Raw genomic sequence first — 19634 nt, 5'->3', positions numbered from 1 at the left:
GTCCGGTTCCGGCGTCCGCGCGTCAGCTCGTACGGCCCTTGGCGTCGAAGGCCTTCATGCGGTCGAGCACGCCGTCCGCCGTCGGGCTCAGCATCTCGTCGACGATCCGGCCGTCCGCGAGGAAGATCACGCGGTCCGCGTAGGAGGCGGCGACGGGGTCGTGGGTGACCATGACGACGGTCTGGCCCAGCTCCCGGACCGAGTTGCGCAGGAAGCCGAGGACCTCGGCGCCCGAGCGGGAGTCCAGGTTTCCGGTGGGCTCGTCGCCGAAGATGATCTCGGGTCGGGAGGCGAGCGCGCGGGCCACGGCCACGCGCTGCTGCTGGCCGCCGGAGAGTTCGGTGGGGCGGTGGGTGAGCCGGCCGGAGAGGCCGAGCATGTCGATGACCTGCTGGACCCACTGCTTGTCGGCCTTGCGGCCCGCGATGTCCATCGGCAGCGTGATGTTCTCCATGGCCGTCAGCGTCGGCAGCAGGTTGAACGCCTGGAAGATGAAGCCGATCTTGTCCCGGCGCAGCTGGGTGAGGTGCTTGTCCTTCAGGGTGGACAGCTCGGTCTCGCCGATCCGCACGGAGCCGGAGGAGAAGGAGTCGAGGCCGGCGACGCAGTGCATGAGCGTCGACTTGCCGGAACCGGAGGGGCCCATGATGGCGGTGAACTCGCCCTGCCGGAAGTCCACGGTGACGTGGTCGAGCGCGACCACCTGGGTCTCGCCCTGTCCGTAGACCTTCGTCAGATCCGTGGCGCGGGCGGCCACCGCGGTGGCGCGGGACACGGTGGGGGAGGTGGTCACGAGGAGGACTCCTGTCACTGATGGGCTGTTTCGGGAACCCCTCCATCGTGTCGAGCGTTCCGCTCCGGGACGTCCGCCCACGTGCCCGTTCCCGGGGCAGTCTCGAGTCGGACCGGGGCCCCCGCCCCTCCTCCTGAGGTATGACCGGACCCCCGAGAGCCGCCGCCCGGGGGCCTCCGCGCCGAGGTGACACAAATGCGACGACTTTTCGTCATTCCCTGGGGTGCCGGTTTGCGCCTGCGACCCCGGTCACAGTTCGCCGAAAAGGCCCCCACCTGCGCTGACGCACCCTCAGACCTCAATAAAATAAGACAACATCAGGGGCGATGTTCAGCTGAACGAGGGAAGCGCCCCGATAGGCTCATGTGCCAACGCGGAGGTTCGCGACGCCCGGATGGTGGAATGCAGACACGGCGAGCTTAAACCTCGCTGGCCTTCGGGCCGTACCGGTTCGAGTCCGGTTCCGGGCACCACCGATGACAGTGCCGCCGACCGGCGGGGGCGTCCGTTCTCCGCCGGCCCGCCGGGGCCACGGGAAGGCCGGGACGTACCCCTGAGGCACCCCGGACGTGCCCCTGAAGCGCCCCGGACGCACCCTGACGCGCTCCTGGTCGCGCCGCGCGTACGGAGTGGACCGCTCCGTTCCGGCCGCTCGCCCGCCTGCTCATCCGGCCGTCCGTCCGGGCGCCCGCAGTGCCCCCGGGAGCCGTCGACCACCCCTGTTACCCTAAGGTCCCCTCCGCCTCCTGTTAGGTTCTCATGTCGACATGAATATCCTGAACCTTTCGGCAGTGCCCTCTCAGCGGCGCGCACCGGAAGGGGGTGGCACGGCACCCGGAAGAAAGGTGCCGAAATCGGCGGATCGGTATTCGAGGAAGCCCGCCCTCCTCCTTTCCGGGATTTTCTTCCTGGTCTATCTGGCCCTGTCCGCCCGGCGTCACGCGATACACCTCACGACCGGATACGACCTGGGTATCTTCACCCAGATAGCGAAGTCCTACTCGGAGTTCACGGCTCCGTACGCGCCTCTCAAGGGAACCGGGTACAACGCGCTCGGGGACCATTTCCACCCGATCCTCGCGATTCTCGGACCCGTCTACAAGGTCTTCCCGTCGAGTTACACGCTCCTGGTGTGCCAGGCGGCCCTGGTCGCGGTCTCCGTCATTCCGATCACACTGTGGGCCCTCGACGTGAAGGGACCGAAATTCGCCTATTGGATCGGAATCTCCTACGGGGCCTCCTGGGGCATCGCGGAACTCGTCCAGTTCGACTTCCACGAAGTGGCCTTCGCGGTGCCGCTGCTCGCGTTCTCCGTGTGCGCCGCCGGCCGCGAGAGGTGGCGCGCGGCCGTCCTCTGGGCGATCCCCCTGGTCCTGGTCAAGGAGGACCTGGGGCTCACGGTGGCGGCGATCGGCGCGTACGTCGCCTGGAAGGGGCCCCGGCGCGCGGGGATCGCGCTGACCCTCTTCGGCGTGGTGGCGACGCTCCTCGCGATGTTCGTCGTCCTGCCGTCCGTCAATCCGCTCGGCGAGTTCGCCTACTGGCCGCCAGCCGAACCCGAGGAGAAGAGCCTCCTGGTGAAGGCCGCGGCGACTTTCTGGCCGCCGGTCAAATGGCTCACGGTCCTCATGCTCCTGGCCCCCACCGGATTCCTGGCGGTCCGCTCCCCGCTGCTGATCGTCATGCTCCCCACCCTCGGCTGGCGCTTCACCTCCGATTTCCCCAACTACTGGGGAATGGACTTCCACTACAGCGCGGTCCTGATGCCGGTCGCCTTCGCCGCCGCCGTCCACGCGGTCGCCTCGGGCCGGACGATCACCCGCAGGCTCCTGCACGCCGGAGTGATCGGCGCGGTGGCCACGGGCGTCACCTTCTTCACCGCCCCGTTCCACGAACTCGTGCTGCCGCGGACCTGGGTCGCGTCCGAGCACGTGCGCGTGACCGACGAAATCCTCGGGAAGATCCCCGACGGCGCCACGGTGGCCGCGTCCAATCGCCTGGCGGCCCAGCTCGCGTACCGGACCACCGTCAGCGAAGTGTGTCTCTTCCCCCGTTCCTTCGTGCCGAAGGAACCGCCCCGGTGGATGGTCTACGACAACGCCGATCCGTCCGACCTGGAATGCGCCGTCGGAAAGTCCCTGGAATCGTCCGCCCCGCACGTCCCCGGCTACCGGATCGTCGAGCGCCGGAGCGGGATCACCCTCCTGGAGCGGGTCGGAGGCCCTACGGGACGGCCCTGAGGACCGGGCCGGCCGGGCCCGGGCACACAGCCGCGGCGGAGGGTGCGTACACCCCGCGCCACCGGGGAGGAAGAGCGAGAAGATGAGGGAAAGATCCTCCCCGGGCACTAGGGAGTTTCTTTTGCCTACGCATTACCCTTGACGCAAGGCCGCGCCGTGCGGTCCGCCATGGAGGAGTGAGATGAGGAGCAGCAACCCGGTCTTCTCGCGACGGGGGTTCAGCCGCGACAACGGCTACGCGGGCTTCAACGCGCAGCAGCCGCAGGCCGGGGGCCCCGCCGTCGGAACCAACCCGTACGCCACCGGCAACCCGTACGCCGGGGACGCGACGAACCCGTACGCGACCAACCCGTACGCCCCGCAGGACACGCAGCTCGGCGCCCCGCAGCAGGCCCGCGGCAACGTGATGACGATCGACGACGTCGTGAGCCGCACGGCCATGACGCTCGGCACGGTCGTGCTCACCGCCGTCCTGTCCTGGCTGCTGCTGCCGGTCGACCCGGCCAACCTGGGCAAGTCCTACGGCATCGCCATCGGCGCCGCCCTGGTCGCCCTGGTCCTGTCGCTCGTGCAGTCCTTCAAGCGCAAGCCGTCGCCCGCGCTGATCCTGGGCTACGCCGCCTTCGAGGGCGTCTTCCTCGGAGTGATCTCGGCCGCCGTCTCGACGTACATCGCCGACGGCGTCGTCATCCAGGCGGTCCTGGGTACCATGGCGGTCTTCGCCGGCGTGCTCATCGCCTACAAGATGGGCTGGATCCGGGTCAACCGGCGCTTCTACGGCTTCGTGATGGCCGCCGCGATGGGCTTCATGCTCCTCATGGTGACCAACCTGCTGTTCGCGGTCTTCGCGGGCGGTGACGGCCTCGGCTTCCGCAGCGGCGGCCTGGGCATCCTGTTCGGCGTCATCGGCATCATCCTGGGCGCCTGCTTCCTCGCCCTCGACTTCAAGCAGGTCGAGGACGGCGTGAACTACGGCGCGCCGCGCGAGGAGGCCTGGCTGGCCGCCTTCGGTCTCACCATGACCCTGGTGTGGATCTACCTGGAGATGCTGCGTCTGCTGTCGATCCTCCAGGGCGACGACTGACGCACGCCCCCGACTCGGGGGGAAGGGCCCGTCCGGCATCGCGCCGGGCGGGCCCTTCCGCGTTCCCGGACCCGTTGGCGGGAGGCCCGGGGCGGCGCGTAGGGTCGCGGGGTGCTTGATACGAGTGACCTGACCGCCGCCGTGGAGCGGTTCGCCGACCGGCTGCGGGCCGCCCCGCAGAGCCGCCTCCAGCGGGGCGCGGCGGCCGAGGGACTGGCCCTCGCCCGGGAGCTCGCGGTGCGCGCGCAGCGCGTCGAGGACCCCGACCGGGAGCCGAGGACCATGCCGGACGCCGGGATCTTCACGGTGGCCGACCAGCTGGCGGTGGCCGGGAGCGACCTGGCCGAGGCACTGCGAACGGCCCCGGCCGGCCCCCGCGAGGGGGAGCTGGACGAGGCCGTGGGGCTCGTACGGGAGGCGGCGGAGCGCTCGGGGCTGTAGAGGCCGTTTCCCGGCCTACATGGAGGCGATCACGCGGTCCGCGAGGATGTAGACGTTCTCCTCGTCCGTGTCGCCGTACGAGAAGGTCAGGGCGAAGGCGCCGGAGACGCCCGAACCGCCGAGCAGGACCGGGATCCGACCCGCGCGCAGGGCCTCCGCCAGGCGCTCCGCGGTCTCGCGGTGCCCCGGGGTCATGCAGAGCGTGGTGCCGTCCGCGAAGACGTACACGTCCAGGGTGCCGAGCGGGCCCGGGCGGACGTCGGTCAGGGCCGTGCGCGTGTCGGCCAGCTCCTCCAGGCGCGCCACCGTCCGCTCGTGGTCGGTGACGACCGGGGTCTGCACCGGCACGAAGTCCGGGTGCGAGGGGTGCCGGCGCCGGGCCGCGGCCAGCTCCGGGGAGTCCTCGGGGAACTCGTCCACCGGCTCCACGGCGCCGTCGAGCGCCGCCGCCTCGGCCTCCATGGCCTCCAGGGCCATCGCCTCCAGGCCCACGAAGTCGCTCTGGCGCGGCACGAAGAAGGAGCCGTCCTCGGCGGGACCGCCGAGACCGCCCAGCAGGGACGGTGCGTCGGCGGCGTCCCGGGCCTCCTGCGCGGCCCAGAAGGCCCGCGCCTCGGCGAGCTCGCGCTCGCGCTCCTCGGCCAGGGCCTCCGCGACCGCGGCCCGTATCTCGGCGGCGGGCGTGGCGCGGGCCGCGGGGACCGTGGCGCCGTGCCCGGCGGCGAGCTCGCGCCGCAGGGCGGTGACCTGCTTGCGGAGACCGTGGACGGCGTGCAGGGCGGCAGCGCCCACGGCCGCGGCGGCGGCCGTGGTCAGCAGCAGGGCAAGAGGCATGGCGCTCACTGACGTACTCCCGATTCCGAGTCGATCCCCCGACTTCCTACCTCAGCTTGTCGTGAGGCGGGGGCCGCTGTCAGTGCATTACGTCACGAATTGGACAGGTATTTCTGCCGGGCGTTTGGTCCCGAAACCGCTCTGACCTGGGAAAACGAACTCCCCCGGGATGTAGGTCACATCCTGGGGGAGATTCGGTCACGGCTGGGACGCGACGTGGTTGGCCGCCGTCCAGGAGGAGAGCAGGGTTCAGCTCAGCCGCTCGATGACCATCGCCATGCCCTGGCCGCCGCCGACGCACATGGTCTCCAGGCCGAACTGCTTGTCGTGGAACTGGAGGCTGTTGATCAGGGTGCCGGTGATGCGGGCGCCGGTCATGCCGAAGGGGTGGCCGACGGCGATGGCGCCGCCGTTGACGTTCACCTTGTCCAGGTCCAGGCCCAGCTCCTGGTAGGAGGGGATGACCTGGGCGGCGAAGGCCTCGTTGATCTCGGCCAGGTCGATGTCGTCGATGGTGAGGCCGGCGCGCTCGAGGGCCTGCTTCGACGCCTCGACCGGGCCGAGGCCCATGATCTCGGGGGAGAGGCCGGAGACGCCGGTGGAGACGATCCGGGCCAGCGGGGTCAGGCCCAGCTCGCGGGCCTTGGTGTCGGACATGATCACCAGGGCGGCGGCGCCGTCGTTGAGCGGGCAGCAGTTGGCGGCGGTGACCAGGCCGTCGGGGCGGAAGACCGGCTTGAGGCCCTGCACGCCCTCCAGGGTGACGCCCGCGCGCGGGCCGTCGTCCGCCGAGACGACCGTGCCGTCCGGCAGCGTCACCGGGGTGATCTCGCGCTCCCAGAAGCCGTTCTTGATGGCCTGCTCGGCGAGGTTCTGCGACCGTACGCCGAACTCGTCCATCTCCTGGCGGCCGATGCCCTTGAGGCGGGCCAGGTTCTCGGCGGTCTGGCCCATGGCGATGTACGCGTCGGGGACGAGGCCGTCCTCGCGCGGGTCGTGCCAGGTGGAGCCCTCGGAGGCGGCGACCTCGGCGGTGCGGGCCTCGGCCTCGGCGAAGAACGGGTTGTGCGTGTCGGGCAGGGAGTCCGAGTTGCCCTTGGTGAAGCTGGAGACCATCTCGACGCCGGCCGAGACGAAGACGTCGCCCTCGCCCGCCTTGATCGCGTGCAGCGCCATCCGGGAGGTCTGGAGCGAGGAGGAACAGTAACGGGTGATGGTGCAGCCCGGCAGGTGGTCCATGCCCATCTGCACGGCCACGATCCGGCCCAGGTTGTTGCCCTGCTCGCCGCCGGGCAGACCGCAGCCCAGCATCAGGTCGTCGATGTCGCGCGGGTCCAGCTCGGGCACCTTCGCCAGGGCGGCCTGGACGATGGTCGCGGTCAGGTCGTCCGGGCGCAGGTCCTTCAGGGAGCCCTTGAAGGCCCGGCCGATGGGGGAACGGGCGGTCGAGACGATCACGGCTTCGGGCATCACGGCTCCATGAGGGTGCGGAGTGAGCGGACTGAAAGGGAAGTTACCCGTACGTACCGCACGGGGTCACCGGGACGGACGTGTGATGCGGGCCTCTTTTCTAAGCGGTTGCTCAGGAAGGGCCGCTCCTTCGGGAACGGCACCTGCCGGGGGTTTGTTCCCGGGCCCCCGGGCTCCCGCCGGACGATCAGTTGGCGGGGGCCTCCGACGCGGGGGCCTCCGGCGAAGGGGCGGGTTCCGCCGGGGCCCCGGCGGCCTCCGCCTCCGAGGCGACCGGCAGCCGCCGCCTGCGGCGGTGCTTGAGCAGGGCCCACGGCGCCCGGGCGCCCGTGACCTCGGTGCCCGCCTCCCGCGCCGCCTCGGCCGCCGCCTTCGCGACCGGCAGCATGTTCTCCCGCCGCGCCGGCTCCAGGCGGTCCGCCTCCGGCCACGCGCCGAGCACCGCGCAGACCGTCGGCAGGACGGCCATCGCCGCCGTCGCGTACCCCTCGGCCGAGGGGTGGAAGCTGTCCACCCCGAACATCTCGCGCGGGTTCGCCGCGAACTCCGGACCGAGCAGGTCGCCGAGCGACACCGTCCGCCCGCCCTGCTCCACCACCACGATCGTCTGCGCCGCCGCCAGCTGCCGCGACGCCCGCCGGGCCAGCCAGCGCAGCGGCTGGTAGACCGGCTCGATCGTGCCCAGATCCGGGCAGGTGCCGACGACCACCTCCGAGCCCGCCGTCCGCAGCCGCCGCACCGCCGCCGCCAGGAGCCGCACCGACTCCGTCGCCGGCATCCGGTGCGTCACGTCGTTCGCCCCGATCATGATCACGCAGACGTCCGGCGGCCCCAGGGGCTGCGAGAGCAGCAGCGACACCTGCCGCTCCAGGTCGTCCGAGCGCGCCCCCGACAGGGCCACGTTCCGCAGCCGCACCGGCCGCTCCGCCACCGCCGCGAGCCCCGAGGCGAGCAGCGCGCCCGGGGTCTGGCCGGTGCGGCGCACGCCCTGGCCCGCCGCCGTGGAATCACCCAGAAGGGCCAGCCGCAGCGGGTCCTCCGTCCCGAACGCCCGCCCGTACAGCCCGTCCGCCGCGGGCGGCAGCGGGGCCGCCCCGCCGCCCACGGTCCGCTTCGCGATGTGCGCCTCGGCGAGCAGGACCCCCACCGTCGCGACCCCGAGGAGCCCGATGCCCCCACCGCCGTACGCCGCACCCGCCGCGATCCGCCGCGCCACCCTCGCCCTCGACATGGGGCCGTCACCTCCTTCAAGCCGTTCAGGGTGTAACTGCCCCGTAACCCGCTCCGACTACGCATACGCTGGCCACACCATTACGGAGACCCCGGAGATTACGGTGCAATTCCACGACTCGATGATCAGCCTCGTCGGCAACACCCCGCTGGTGAAGCTCAACCACGTCACAGAGGGCATCCAGGCGACCGTCCTGGCCAAGGTCGAGTACTTCAACCCCGGCGGCTCGGTCAAGGACCGGATCGCCCTGCGGATGATCGAGGCGGCCGAGCGCAGCGGCGAGCTGAAGCCCGGCGGCACCATCGTCGAGCCCACGTCGGGCAACACCGGCGTCGGCCTGGCGATCGTGGCCCAGCAGAAGGGCTACAAGTGCATCTTCGTCTGCCCCGACAAGGTGTCGCTCGACAAGATCAACGTGCTGCGCGCGTACGGCGCCGAGGTCGTCGTCTGCCCCACGGCCGTCGACCCTGAGCACCCGGACTCGTACTACAACGTCTCGGACCGGCTCGTGCGCGAGACGCCGAACGCGTGGAAGCCCGACCAGTACTCCAACCCGAACAACCCGCGCTCGCACTACGAGACCACCGGTCCCGAGCTGTGGGAGCAGACGGACGGGAAGATCACCCACTTCGTCGCGGGCGTCGGCACCGGCGGCACCATCTCCGGCACGGGCAACTACCTCAAGGAGGCCAGCGGCGGCGCCGTCAAGGTCATCGGCGCCGACCCCGAGGGCTCCGTCTACTCGGGCGGCTCGGGCCGTCCCTACCTGGTCGAGGGCGTCGGCGAGGACTTCTGGCCCAGCGCGTACGACCGGAAGGTCGCCGACGGGATCGTGGCCGTGTCCGACAAGGACTCCTTCCAGATGACCCGCCGCCTCGCCAAGGAGGAGGGCCTCCTCGTCGGCGGCTCCTGCGGCATGGCCGTGGTCGCGGCCCTGGAGGTCGCCCGCGAGCTGGGCCCCGACGACGTCGTGGTCGTGCTGCTGCCGGACTCCGGCCGCGGCTACATGTCCAAGATCTTCAGCGACGAGTGGATGGCCGACTACGGCTTCCTGGAGGACACCACCTCCGCCACCGTCGCCGACGTCCTGCGCCACAAGGAGGGCGGCCTGCCCTCCCTCGTCCACATGCACCCGGACGAGACCGTCGGCCAGGCCATCGAGGTGCTGCGCGAGTACGGCGTCTCCCAGATGCCCATCGTGAAGCCGGGCGCCGGTCACCCCGACGTCATGGCCGCCGAGGTCGTCGGCTCGGTCGTCGAGCGCGAACTGCTCGACGCCCTCTTCACCAAGCGCGCCTCCCTGGAGGACCCGCTGGAGCGGCACATGAGCGCGCCGCTGCCGCAGGTCGGCTCCGGCGAGCCCGTGGCCGACCTGATGGCCGTCCTGGGCGAGTCCGCCGATGCGGCGATCGTCCTGGTCGAGGGCAAGCCGACCGGCGTCGTCAGCCGCCAGGACCTGCTGGCCTTCCTGGCGGGCGGCACCGCGAAGTAGGTCCGGGAGCGGGCGTACGGCGCCGCCGGGTGGGCTCGGGAGCGGGTCGCGCGGGGGTGTTCGCGCAACTGGTACGAGCGCGTCACGTCCGCGCAGCACCCGCTTAACACGGGTCCGGCAGATTGTTCCTCGTCGGCGTCACGGACTTCCGGAGCGGCTCCCGGGCCTCCAGAGACGCCGCGGACGCGGACCGGCCCTGACCCGGGCCCGTGTCCCTCGCGGGGACCGCCGTCGTCCCGCCCCCCGGCAACGGGGGTGCGGCGGTCCCCGCGCCAAGCTTCGCGGAAGGGCCCCCGCCGGTGCGGGGGCCCTTCCGCGTGTCTTTTCCGTGTCCTCTTTCCCGACCCCGCCCGCCCGCGATCGTGCATATCCTTATGCAGAGTGACGGGTGAGTGAATAGGTGAAAGGGGAGGGCGACGTGAGCGACAGCCCGGCCGGTCGGCTCCAGGCCCTCTTCGAGGGGCATCGGCTGACGCCGACCCAGCGGCGGATCGCGCACTGCATGGTGCGGCGGGCCGGAGACGTGCCGTTCCTGTCCAGTGTGGAGCTGGCCGAGCTCGCCGGGGTCAGCCAGCCCTCCGTCACCCGCTTCGCCGTCGCCCTCGGCTTCGACGGCTACCCGGCGCTCCGCCGCCACCTGCGCGAGGTCGCGCCCCCCGAGGCCGGAGCGGGGTCCGGCGGGGGCGAGGAGCACAACGAGTACCAGCAGGCAGTCCTCGCCGAGATCGAGAACCTCCGGCACCTCGCCGGACTGCTCGCCGACCCCGGGCCCGTCGAACGGGCCGGCCGGCTGCTCGCCCGCTCCCGCCCGCTGCCCGTGCTCGGGCTGCGGGCCGCCTCCTCGCAGGCGCGTGGCTTCGCCTACTTCGCCGCCAAGGTGCACCCGGACGTGCGGCTCCTCGACGAGGGCGGCTCGATGCTCACGGACCGCGTCGACGCGGCCGTACGGGCCGGGGCCACGGCCCTGCTCTGCTTCGCGCTGCCCCGGCACCCGCGCGAGGTCGTCGAGGCCCTGGAGTACGCGCGGGCGGCCGGGCTCGCGGTCGTGACCGTCGCCGACTCGGCGTTCGCGCCCGTCGCCGCCCACAGCGACCTGCTGATCCCGGCCGCCGTCGGCACCGGGCTCGCCTTCGACACCGCCTGTGCCCCCATGATGCTCGGCCGGGTCCTCCTGGAGGCCATGGCCGACGAACTCCCCGACGCGCAGGCGCGTCTGGAGGAGTTCGACACGAAGGCGGCGGCGCGGGGCCTGTTCGTCGAGTAGCCGGCCGGAGCCTTCCGGCCGTCAGACCTCCAGCTCGTTCTCGATCTTCTTGAGCTGGTGGCGGGCCATCGCCAGGTTCGCCCGGTCCTTGTGCAGGGCCAGGTAGAGGAAGAGGCCGTTGGTGTTGCGGCCCTTGAGCAGCCGGATCAGGTGGTAGTGGGTGCCGAGGGTGATGAGGATGTCCTCGATCTCGTCGTTCAGGCCCAGCATCTCCATCGCCCGGACCTTGGCCCGGACGACGTCGGTGTTCCCGGCCGCGGCCACGTTCAGGTCCAGCTCCTTGCCGCCGCCGATCGTGCCGAGCGCCATGCCGCTGGTGTAGTCGACGAGGGCAGCGCCGATCGCGCCGTCGATGGAGGCCGCTTCCTTGAGGGAGGTCTCGGTGTTCGCCATGGTGTCGTACTTCTTCCTTCTGGGGTTACGGACTTCTGGGTTGCGGGCTTCGGGGATTGCGGGCTTCCGGGGTGCGGGTTTCAGGAGGTGCGGGCCCTGGGGGCGCGGGCTCCCCGGCTACGGGCTCCCGGGGCGGCGGACCTCCCGGACCGGGGGTCCCGCGGCGGGCGGCGGCTTCCCCGGGAGCGGGGGCCTGCCCGGGTACGGGGGCGGGAGCTGCCCCAGCCGGTTCGGCTCCCTGCGCTCCAGGGCGCCGTCGACCAGCTCGCCTATCCGGGCGCTGGACCGGCGGGCCTCCAGATGGAGCCGCCCCACGTTGATCCGGGGCTCCGCGAGCAGCGTCAGGACGGCCGAGCCGCCCGCCGCGTACGTCGCCACGTAGCCGCTCTCGCCGCGTACGAGCAGTTCGCGGAAGCGGCCCTGACCGGTGGAGTCGGTCAGGCGCTGGCCGACGCCCAGCGCCGCCGCGGTCAGCGCGGCCACGCTCTCGGCCTCGCCGTCCACGGTGTCGTGGGCCAGGACGAGTCCGTCGGCGCTGGCCGCCAGGGCTCCGGTGAGCTGGGGCAGCCGCGCCCGCAGCCGTCTCAGCTCGCCGAGGACCTCGGCTTCTGCCGTCATGAGCTGTCTCCTCTCGGCGCGCATGCGCAGGGCACGCCTCATCACAGGTGTGCCTCCAGGGCGTCACGGAGCCGGCGCAGCAGGGCGATGTCGGGATCGGGCACCGGCAGGACGGGTAAGAGGGCCGGTGCCGGTGGCACGGGGTCGGGGTCGGGCGTCAGCGGGGTCTCGACGAGACCGGCGGCGGCGAGCCTCCGTACGTCGAGGAGCGTGTGGAAGGCGGGGCGGCCGAGCAGCCGGGCCAGCTCCGCCGGGGTCCGCTCGCCGTCGGCCGCCGCGAGGAGGGCGCGCTGCCGGGCCCCCGTGGTCTGGCCGGGGGCGGCGGGGCGGGGGACGACCGGGGCGGTGTCCACGGCGGGGTAGGGCCAGACGGCGTCGAGGAGTTCGCGGCGGCGCACGGTCTCGCGCTCGACGGCCTCGGCCGAGACCGGCCGCACCGTCCCGAACCAGTGCCCCACCCCGTACCGGAAGCGGGTCGGCCCGCTGGTGGGGGAGAGGGCGAAGAAGGCCGCGTCGAAGACGGCGCCGAGGTGGCAGATCTCCAGCTCCCCGTCCTGGAGCCGGCCGCTGTCGACCAGGAAGCGGCCGACCGCGCGGTGGGCGCCGGCCCGGTCGACGGCCTCGTCCCAGTTCTCCCGGGGCAGCCGGCCGCCGGTGGTGAGCAGGACGTCGACGCCGGGGGCGGCGGGGCTCTCGGCGTGTACGACCCGGCCGTCCACCAGGTAGAGCGTGCCGTGGTCGCGCAGCAGGGCGCCGGTGGCCTTCTCGGCGGCGAGCCGGACCAGCATCGGGGAGACGGGGGTGGCGACCGCGCTCATCCGAGGACCAGCTTCTCGGCTATGTCGCGGAGTCTCATGCGGGCGAGGGCGAGGTTGCCGGTCTCGCGGTCGAGCCAGAGGTGGAGGAAGACGCTGCTGTCGAAGGAGGTCTCGACGAAGCGGAGGACGTGGTAGCCGGCCCGGGTGGTGACGATCAGGTCCTCGACGGGGGGCCCGCCGGCCTTCTCGGGTCTCCCGTCGTCCCCGGACCCTCCGGCCCCGCCGGTCCCTCCCGCGTCGTCGTCCGTTGCCAGGAAGGTGTCGAATTCGGCCGCCGAGCGGGCCAGTTCGGCGGTCTCGGCGGCCGTGGTCTCGTGGTCCCCGACGGGCGACTCGCCCGCCGTTCCCAGCGCGAGGCCGCTGGTCCAGTCGACCAGGGAGGCGCCCCGAGCACCCGGTAGGGTCATGGCCTCCGTCAGGCACTCGTCGATTCCGGGCACGCGGATTCCCCTCCCGATGCGGCGTGCGAACGTGCGGCAGTAACGGTGACGCTACTGAACGTTCCGGTCCGTGGGAGGTGTTCTGGCATTTTCCATCGGAACATGCCCGGGTCTGACGGAAATTGATCCCTCGTTCATGGCGGACATCTGCCACGGCGCCGTGTCAGGCCCGGGACTCCACGGCGCGCGCGATGTCCGACAGGTCCTTCGCGAGCGCCTTGGCGACCGCCTTCGCCCCGAGGCGGGCGAACGCCCGGCCGAGGAGACCGGGGGCGCGCCCGTGCGCGGGCCGGGCGGAGAAGGACATCCGCAGGACGGTGGACCCGGTCCCGTCGGGCGCGAGGGTCAGCTCGGAGACGTAGTGCGTGCCGTGGGAGTCGGCGACGGTGACGTACCGGTCGGGCGGCTCGCACGCGGTCACGGTCATCTCCTCCGTGGCCTCCCGGCCCAGCATCCGGCGGGTCTCGCGCCAGCGCGTGCCCACGCCGAAGCCGCCCGGGGTGAGCACCTCCACCTTCCGGACGCCGGTCAGGAAGCGGGGCAGGTCCGGCAGGTCGGTGATCGCCTCCCAGACCGGCCCGGGGGAGGCGGCGACCCGCCGCTCGACGACGACGGAGGTGGTGCCCGCGTCCGTTCCGGTCATGTCCTCACCTGCCGCGCCTTCGCCTGTCGTGCCCTCGCCCGTCGCGCCTTCACCGGTCATGTCCTCATGGAAGCCGGGGCTCCGGGGCGGCGCTACCGGACGGCCGGTCCTCGTCCCGCCCGCCCGGGGGCCGTACCAGCGCGTCCGCCAGGTCCCCGCCCGCCTCGGCGACGATCTCCTCGGGCGTCTGGGCCCTCCGTACGGCCGTGAACGTCACCGTCCCGTCCTCCGCCACGGCGAAGCCGTGGACCCCCGGCCGGGGCAGGCTGTTGTACGCGTAGTGGTGGGCGAAGTAGTACGCGCCGGTGTCCGGCACCGCCACCACGTCCCCCGGCCGCAGCAGCGGCAGCTCGCGGCCCGTGGCGATCAGGTCCCCGGCGAAGCAGGCGGGCCCCGCCACGTCCTGGACGGCGGTCTCCCCGGTGCGGGGCCGGCCCTCGGAGTCGTACGCGAGGACGCGCAGCGGCCAGGAGCCGGGGGCGTAGACCGTACGGGTGGCGAGCTGCACGCCCGCGTGGGTGACGGCGATCGGGCGGCCCCCGGAGGTCTTGGTGTACTCCACCCGGGCGAGGACCGTGCCGTGTTTGGCCAGAAGTGAGCGCCCGAACTCGGTGACGAGCCGGTAGCGGCCGTCGAAGAGGCCGGGGACGGTGTCGGCGAGCAGCCGGGCGTACTCCGCGTACGTCGGCGTCTCCTCGTCGGAGGCGAAGTTCACCGGCAGTCCGCCGCCGATGTCCAGGGTGTCGACCTGCTGCCGGCCGGCGGCCCGGTTGATCTCCTCGGCGAGCGCGTACGCCGCCCCGACCCCCTCCGCCATCAGGGCGAGCGGCACGCCCTGGGAGCCGGTGTGGGTGTGCAGCCGGGTCAGCCAGGGGCGGTCCAGGTAGGCCTGGACGACGGTCTTGCGGGCGCCCTCGTCGCGGAGCGCCACGCCGAACTTGGAGGTGGCGGTCGCGGTGGAGAGCGCGCCGATGGAACCGGCTCCGACCTGCGGGTTCACCCGGAGGCCGAGGGGCGAGGCGGTGGGCCCGGCGGCCACGAGGGCGTCGAGCCGGTCCAGCTCCTGGAGGCTGTCGGCGTTGACCGCGACCCCGAGCGCGAGGGCCCGGCGCAGCTCGTCCGGGGTCTTGGCGGGGGAGTCGAGCACGGTGTGCTCCGGCGGGACCCCGGCGGCGCGGGCGAGGGCCAGCTCGCCGGGGCTCGCGACCTCGGCCCCGATCCCGGCCTCGTGGAGCAGGCGCAGGACGGGGACGAGCGGGGCGGCCTTCACGGCGAAGGCGTGCAGCACGGGAGCGTCGGTGACGGCGGCGAAGGCGCCGGTCAGGGCGGCGGCGGAGGCGCGGATGCCGGCGGTGTCGAGGAGGGCGACGACCGGCTCGGCGGGGGAGAGGAGTCCTTGGTCGACGGAGGCGCGGACGGCGAGATCGCGACGGGAGGAGGCCATGGGACCCATGGTGGTCCATCGGGTGCGGGAGCGGGAGGGCGCCGGGTCTCCCGTGCCGGTGCGGCACCGCGTGGGACCGCGCGATGAGGGCGGGCCCTGTTGACTACATCTATTCATGCCGCCAGGATGTGAATATCTGAACGACATTCGAGGAGGCACCGCCATGTCAGGACCCCGCCCCGTACGGGCCCCGCGCGGTACGGAACTGAGCGCCCTGGGATGGCAGCAGGAGGCCGCCCTCCGGATGCTCCAGAACAACCTGGACCCCGAGGTCGCCGAGCACCCCGACAAGCTCGTCGTCTACGGCGGCACCGGCAAGGCCGCCCGCGACTGGCGCTCCTTCGACGCGATGGTCCGCACCCTGCGCACCCTCAAGCAGGACGAGACGATGCTCGTCCAGTCCGGCCGCCCGGTCGGCGTCATGCAGACCCACGAGTGGGCCCCGCGCGTCCTCATCGCCAACTCCAACCTGGTCGGCGACTGGGCGAACTGGGAGGAGTTCCGGCGCCTGGAGCAGCTCGGCCTCACCATGTACGGCCAGATGACGGCCGGCTCCTGGATCTACATCGGCACCCAGGGCATCCTCCAGGGCACGTACGAGACCTTCGCCGCCGTCGCCGCGAAGCAGTTCGGCGGCACCCTGGCCGGGACCATCACCCTGACCGCCGGCCTCGGCGGCATGGGCGGCGCCCAGCCGCTCGCCGTGACGATGAACGACGGCGTCGCCATCTGCATCGACTGCGACCCGCGCGCCATCGAGCGCCGCATCGAGCACCGCTACCTGGACGTGAAGGCCGACAACCTGGCCCACGCCCTCCAGCTCGCGACCGAGGCCCGCGACGCGCGCCGCCCGCTCTCCATCGGCCTCCTCGGCAACGCCGCCGACCTGCTGCCCCGCATGCTGGCCGAGGGCGCCCCGATCGACATCGTCACGGACCAGACCTCCGCCCACGACCCGCTCTCCTACCTCCCCGTCGGCATCGCCTTCGAGGACATGGCCGACGCGGCGGCGAAGGACCCGGCCGGCTTCACCACCCGCGCCCGCGAGTCGATGGCCCGGCACGTCGAGGCCATGGTCGGCTTCATGGACGCGGGCGCCGAGGTCTTCGACTACGGCAACTCGATCCGCGGCGAGGCCCAGCTCGCCGGCTACGACCGCGCCTTCGCCTTCCCGGGCTTCGTCCCGGCTTACATCCGCCCGTTGTTCTGCGAGGGCAAGGGCCCGTTCCGCTGGGCCGCCCTCTCCGGCGAGGCGAGCGACATCCACAAGACGGACAAGGCGATCCTCGACCTCTTCCCGGAGAACGAGTCCCTGCACCGCTGGATCAAGATGGCCGGCGAGCGCGTCCACTTCCAGGGCCTCCCGGCCCGCATCTGCTGGCTCGGCCAGGGCGAGCGCGACAAGGCCGGCGCCATGTTCAACGACATGGTCGCCGACGGCACCCTCGCCGCCCCCCTCGCCATCGGCCGCGACCACCTGGACTGCGGCTCGGTCGCCTCCCCGTACCGCGAGACCGAGGCCATGCTCGACGGCTCCGACGCCATCGCGGACTGGCCGCTCCTGAACGCCATGGTCAACGTCGCCTCCGGCGCCTCCTGGGTCTCCCTCCACCACGGCGGCGGCGTCGGCATGGGCCGCTCCATCCACGCGGGCCAGGTCTCGGTCGCCGACGGCACCCCGCTGGCGGGAGAGAAGATCCGCCGCGTGCTGACCAACGACCCCGGCATGGGCGTCATCCGGCACGTCGACGCGGGCTACGACATCGCCGAGCGGGTCGCCGACGAGAAGGGCGTCCGCATCCCGATGCGCGAGGGCGACGACGCTTCCGGGGCCTCCGCGTGAGCGAGACCTTCCACGCCATGTGGCGGTCGCTGCGGCCCCTCGGCCGCAGCGCCGCCTCCGGTGGCTACCGCCGCTACGCCTGGACGGACGCCGACGCCGACTGCCGCCTCTGGTTCCGGATGCAGGCCGAGGCCCGCCGCCTGGACGTCGAGACCGACCGCAACGGCAACCAGTGGGCCTGGCTCGGCGACCCCACGGCCGGCGACGCCGTCGTCACAGGCTCCCACCTGGACTCCGTCCCCGACGGCGGCGCCTTCGACGGCCCCCTCGGCGTCGTCTCCTCCTTCGCCGCGCTCGACGAACTGCGCGCCCGGGGCGTCTCGTTCAAGCGCCCCCTCGCCATCGTCAACTTCGGCGACGAGGAGGGCGCCCGCTTCGGCCTCGCCTGCGTCGGCTCCCGCCTCACCGCCGGACGCCTGACGAAGGAGCAGGCGTACGAGCTGCGCGACGCCGACGGGATCAGCCTCCCGCAGGCCATGGAGGCCGCCGGGTACGACCCCGACGCCATCGGCCCCGACCCGGAGCGGCTGGCCCGCATCGGCGCCTTCGTGGAACTGCACGTCGAACAGGGCCGGGCCCTCGACCTGTCCGGCGACGCGATCGGCATCGCCTCCTCCATCTGGCCGCACGGCCGCTGGCGGTACGACTTCGCGGGCGAGGCCAACCACGCCGGCACCACCCGGCTCGTGGACCGCCGCGACCCGATGCTCACCTACGCCGAGACCGTCCTCGCCGCCCGCCGCGAGGCCGAACTCGCGGGTGCCGTCGCCACCTTCGGCAAGATCGCGGTCGAGCCGAACGGCGTCAACGCCATTCCCTCCCTCGTGCGCGGCTGGCTCGACGCGCGCGCCGCCGACCAGGACGCCCTGGACGCGGTCGTCGCGGGCGTCGAGACGGCGGCCCGCGACTACGCCGACCGCCACGGCATCGACCTCACGGTCGTCCGCGAGTCCTTCACCCCGGTCGTGGACTTCTCGCACGCCCTGCGCGACGAACTGTCCCGGATCCTGGGCGACGCGGCCGCGAGCGCCACCGGCACCACGGGTCCTTCGGGCAAGGTCCCGGTCCTCGGTACCGGCGCGGGCCACGACGCGGGTATTTTGTCCGAATCGATCCCGACCGCCATGCTGTTCGTACGCAATCCCACGGGCGTCTCGCACTCCCCGGCCGAGTTCGCGGCCGAGGACGACTGCCTGGCCGGGGTCCGCGCACTCGCCGACGTACTGGAGGAGCTGGCGTGCCGCTGACGACCACGTACTGGCTGGAGCACGCCTGGCTCGACCCCACCGTCGAGCCGGGCGTCGCCCTGGAGACGGCGGACGGCCGGATCACCTCGGTCCGCACGGGCGTGGAGACCCCGCCCCCGGGCGCGGAGGTCCTGCGCGGCCTGACGATCCCGGGCCTGGCCAACGCCCATTCGCACGCCTTCCACCGCGCCCTGCGCGGCACGGTCCAGGTCGGCTCCGGCACGTTCTGGACCTGGCGCGACACCATGTACAAGGTCGCCCAACGCCTCACCCCCGACAGCTACTTCGCCCTCGCCCGCGCGGTGTACGCGGAGATGGCGCTCGCCGGCATCACCTCCGTCGGCGAGTTCCACTACCTCCACCACGCCCCCGGCGGCACCCCGTACGCCGACCCCAACGCCATGGGCGAGGCCCTGATCGCGGCCGCCGCCGAGGCCGGCATCCGCATCACCCTCCTCGACACCGCCTACCTCTCCTCCGGCTTCGGCGCCCCGCCCGAGCACCACCAGCTCCGCTTCACCGACGGCACGGCGGACGCCTGGGCCGAGCGGGCGTCGGCGCTCAAGGAGCGGGACGGCGTACGGATCGGGGCGGCGATCCACTCCGTACGGGCCGTTCCGGCGGACCAGCTGGCCACGGTGGCCGACTGGGCCCGGCGGCGGGAGGCCCCCCTCCACGTCCACCTCTCGGAGCAGACCGCCGAGAACGACGCCTGCCTGGCGGCCCACGGCCTCACCCCCACACAACTCCTGGCCGAACACGGCGTACTGGGCTCCCGGACCACGGGCGTCCACAACACCCACCTCACCCCCGGCGACGTCGCCCTCATCGGCTCGTCCTCGACCGGCACCTGCATGTGCCCGACGACCGAACGCGACCTCGCGGACGGCATCGGCCCGGCGGTGGACCTCCAGCGCGCCGGCTCCCCCCTCTCCCTGGGCAGCGACAGCCACGCGGTCGTGGACATCCTCGAAGAGGCGCGGGCCATGGAGCTCAACGAGCGCCTGCGCACCCACATCCGCGGCCACTGGACGGCGGCCGCGCTGCTGCGCGCGGCGACCGCGGACGGCCACGCGGCCCTCGGCCGGCAGGAGGCGGGCGAGCTGACGCCGGGCGCCCTCGCCGACTTCACGACGATCGCCCTGGACTCCGTCAGGACAGCGGGACCGGCACCGCGTCTGGCAGCCGAGACGGCGGTATTCGCAGCGTCGGCAGCGGATGTGCGTCACACGGTCGTGGGCGGCCGCCACGTCGTACGGGACGGGGTCCACCGGTCCGTACCGGACGTGCCCCGGGCCCTCGCCGACTCGATCGCCGCCCTGCGCGGCTGAAGGAGACA

Annotated in this window: 18 protein-coding genes and 1 tRNA gene; 9 read left to right on the top strand and 10 right to left on the bottom strand. The window is 72.7% G+C overall.

The window, feature by feature from the left end:
- Nucleotides 1-22: 22 nt before the first annotated feature.
- Entirely contained in the window at nt 23-793 is a 771-nt protein-coding gene (locus CP977_RS13815; protein WP_062754977.1) for an ABC transporter ATP-binding protein, read from the bottom strand.
- 388 nt (nt 794-1181) lie between these two features.
- On the opposite strand from CP977_RS13815, the gene CP977_RS13810 reads away from it, so the two are divergent.
- From CP977_RS13810 to CP977_RS13795, 4 genes are all read left to right on the top strand, one after another.
- Nucleotides 1182-1266: transfer RNA gene (locus CP977_RS13810), tRNA-Leu, on the top strand.
- A 372-nt stretch (nt 1267-1638) separates the two neighbouring features.
- Nucleotides 1639-3033: a DUF2079 domain-containing protein gene (locus tag CP977_RS13805; protein ID WP_062754979.1), complete on the top strand. Its 1395-nt coding sequence runs from the start codon at nt 1639-1641 to the stop codon at nt 3031-3033.
- Between the two features lie 181 nt (nt 3034-3214).
- Nucleotides 3215-4117 (top strand): Bax inhibitor-1/YccA family protein, encoded by a 903-nt coding sequence (locus CP977_RS13800; RefSeq protein ID WP_104860501.1) that lies wholly within the window; start codon nt 3215-3217, stop codon nt 4115-4117.
- 111 nt (nt 4118-4228) lie between these two features.
- Entirely contained in the window at nt 4229-4558 is a 330-nt protein-coding gene (locus tag CP977_RS13795; protein WP_062754981.1) for a hypothetical protein, read from the top strand.
- 15 nt (nt 4559-4573) lie between these two features.
- On the opposite strand, the gene CP977_RS13790 is transcribed toward CP977_RS13795, so the two are convergent.
- The 3 genes from CP977_RS13790 to CP977_RS13780 form a co-directional block, all read right to left on the bottom strand.
- Nucleotides 4574-5392, bottom strand: a complete 819-nt coding sequence (locus tag CP977_RS13790; RefSeq protein ID WP_183953337.1) for a hypothetical protein — start codon at nt 5390-5392, stop codon at nt 4574-4576.
- Between the two features lie 249 nt (nt 5393-5641).
- Complete coding sequence (locus CP977_RS13785) at nt 5642-6862, bottom strand: acetyl-CoA C-acetyltransferase (protein ID WP_062754985.1); 1221 nt, start codon at nt 6860-6862, stop codon at nt 5642-5644.
- 187 nt (nt 6863-7049) lie between these two features.
- Complete coding sequence (locus tag CP977_RS13780) at nt 7050-8093, bottom strand: SGNH/GDSL hydrolase family protein (RefSeq protein ID WP_208420703.1); 1044 nt, start codon at nt 8091-8093, stop codon at nt 7050-7052.
- Nucleotides 8094-8196: 103 nt separating this feature from the next.
- On the opposite strand from CP977_RS13780, the gene CP977_RS13775 reads away from it, so the two are divergent.
- Complete coding sequence (locus CP977_RS13775; RefSeq protein ID WP_062754989.1) at nt 8197-9585, top strand: cystathionine beta-synthase; 1389 nt, start codon at nt 8197-8199, stop codon at nt 9583-9585.
- 418 nt (nt 9586-10003) lie between these two features.
- Nucleotides 10004-10849 (top strand): MurR/RpiR family transcriptional regulator, encoded by an 846-nt coding sequence (locus CP977_RS13770; protein WP_062754991.1) that lies wholly within the window; start codon nt 10004-10006, stop codon nt 10847-10849.
- A 21-nt stretch (nt 10850-10870) separates the two neighbouring features.
- Here CP977_RS13770 and CP977_RS13765 read toward each other — a convergent pair whose 3' ends face one another.
- The 6 genes from CP977_RS13765 to CP977_RS13740 all read right to left on the bottom strand — a co-directional run bounded on the left by CP977_RS13765 (nt 10871) and on the right by CP977_RS13740 (nt 15214).
- Complete coding sequence (locus CP977_RS13765; protein ID WP_030215919.1) at nt 10871-11242, bottom strand: hypothetical protein; 372 nt, start codon at nt 11240-11242, stop codon at nt 10871-10873.
- A gap of 117 nt (nt 11243-11359) precedes the next feature.
- Nucleotides 11360-11902, bottom strand: a complete 543-nt coding sequence (locus tag CP977_RS13760) for a roadblock/LC7 domain-containing protein (RefSeq protein WP_104860502.1) — start codon at nt 11900-11902, stop codon at nt 11360-11362.
- Nucleotides 11902-12678 (bottom strand): hypothetical protein, encoded by a 777-nt coding sequence (locus tag CP977_RS13755; protein WP_104860503.1) that lies wholly within the window; start codon nt 12676-12678, stop codon nt 11902-11904. Before CP977_RS13755 ends, CP977_RS13760 begins: the two co-directional genes overlap by 1 nt.
- Nucleotides 12675-13118: a hypothetical protein gene (locus CP977_RS13750; RefSeq protein ID WP_109187147.1), complete on the bottom strand. Its 444-nt coding sequence runs from the start codon at nt 13116-13118 to the stop codon at nt 12675-12677. Before CP977_RS13750 ends, CP977_RS13755 begins: the two co-directional genes overlap by 4 nt.
- A 163-nt stretch (nt 13119-13281) precedes the next feature.
- Entirely contained in the window at nt 13282-13761 is a 480-nt protein-coding gene (locus CP977_RS13745) for an SRPBCC family protein (RefSeq protein WP_109187146.1), read from the bottom strand.
- A 64-nt stretch (nt 13762-13825) separates the two neighbouring features.
- On the bottom strand, nt 13826-15214 hold the full coding sequence (locus tag CP977_RS13740) for a type III PLP-dependent enzyme domain-containing protein (RefSeq protein WP_152370183.1): 1389 nt from the start codon (nt 15212-15214) through the stop codon (nt 13826-13828).
- A 154-nt stretch (nt 15215-15368) separates the two neighbouring features.
- Between CP977_RS13740 and hutU the strand changes: the two genes are divergently transcribed.
- Genes hutU through CP977_RS13725 form a run of 3 tightly spaced genes read left to right on the top strand, consistent with a single transcriptional unit; the run spans nt 15369 to nt 19626 of the window.
- On the top strand, nt 15369-17048 hold the full coding sequence (hutU, locus tag CP977_RS13735) for a urocanate hydratase (RefSeq protein ID WP_062755001.1): 1680 nt from the start codon (nt 15369-15371) through the stop codon (nt 17046-17048).
- A 17-nt stretch (nt 17049-17065) separates the two neighbouring features.
- On the top strand, nt 17066-18295 hold the full coding sequence (locus CP977_RS13730) for an allantoate amidohydrolase (RefSeq protein ID WP_104860697.1): 1230 nt from the start codon (nt 17066-17068) through the stop codon (nt 18293-18295).
- Nucleotides 18286-19626, top strand: coding sequence for a formimidoylglutamate deiminase (locus tag CP977_RS13725; RefSeq protein ID WP_062755003.1), 1341 nt, complete (start codon nt 18286-18288; stop codon nt 19624-19626). The genes CP977_RS13730 and CP977_RS13725 overlap by 10 nt, the downstream gene beginning before the upstream one ends.
- Nucleotides 19627-19634: the final 8 nt, after the last annotated feature.

It is taken from the genome of Streptomyces cinereoruber (assembly GCF_009299385.1).
GTDB lineage: Bacteria > Actinomycetota > Actinomycetes > Streptomycetales > Streptomycetaceae > Streptomyces > Streptomyces bikiniensis.
This window is presented reverse-complemented; position numbering and strand designations above follow the sequence as displayed.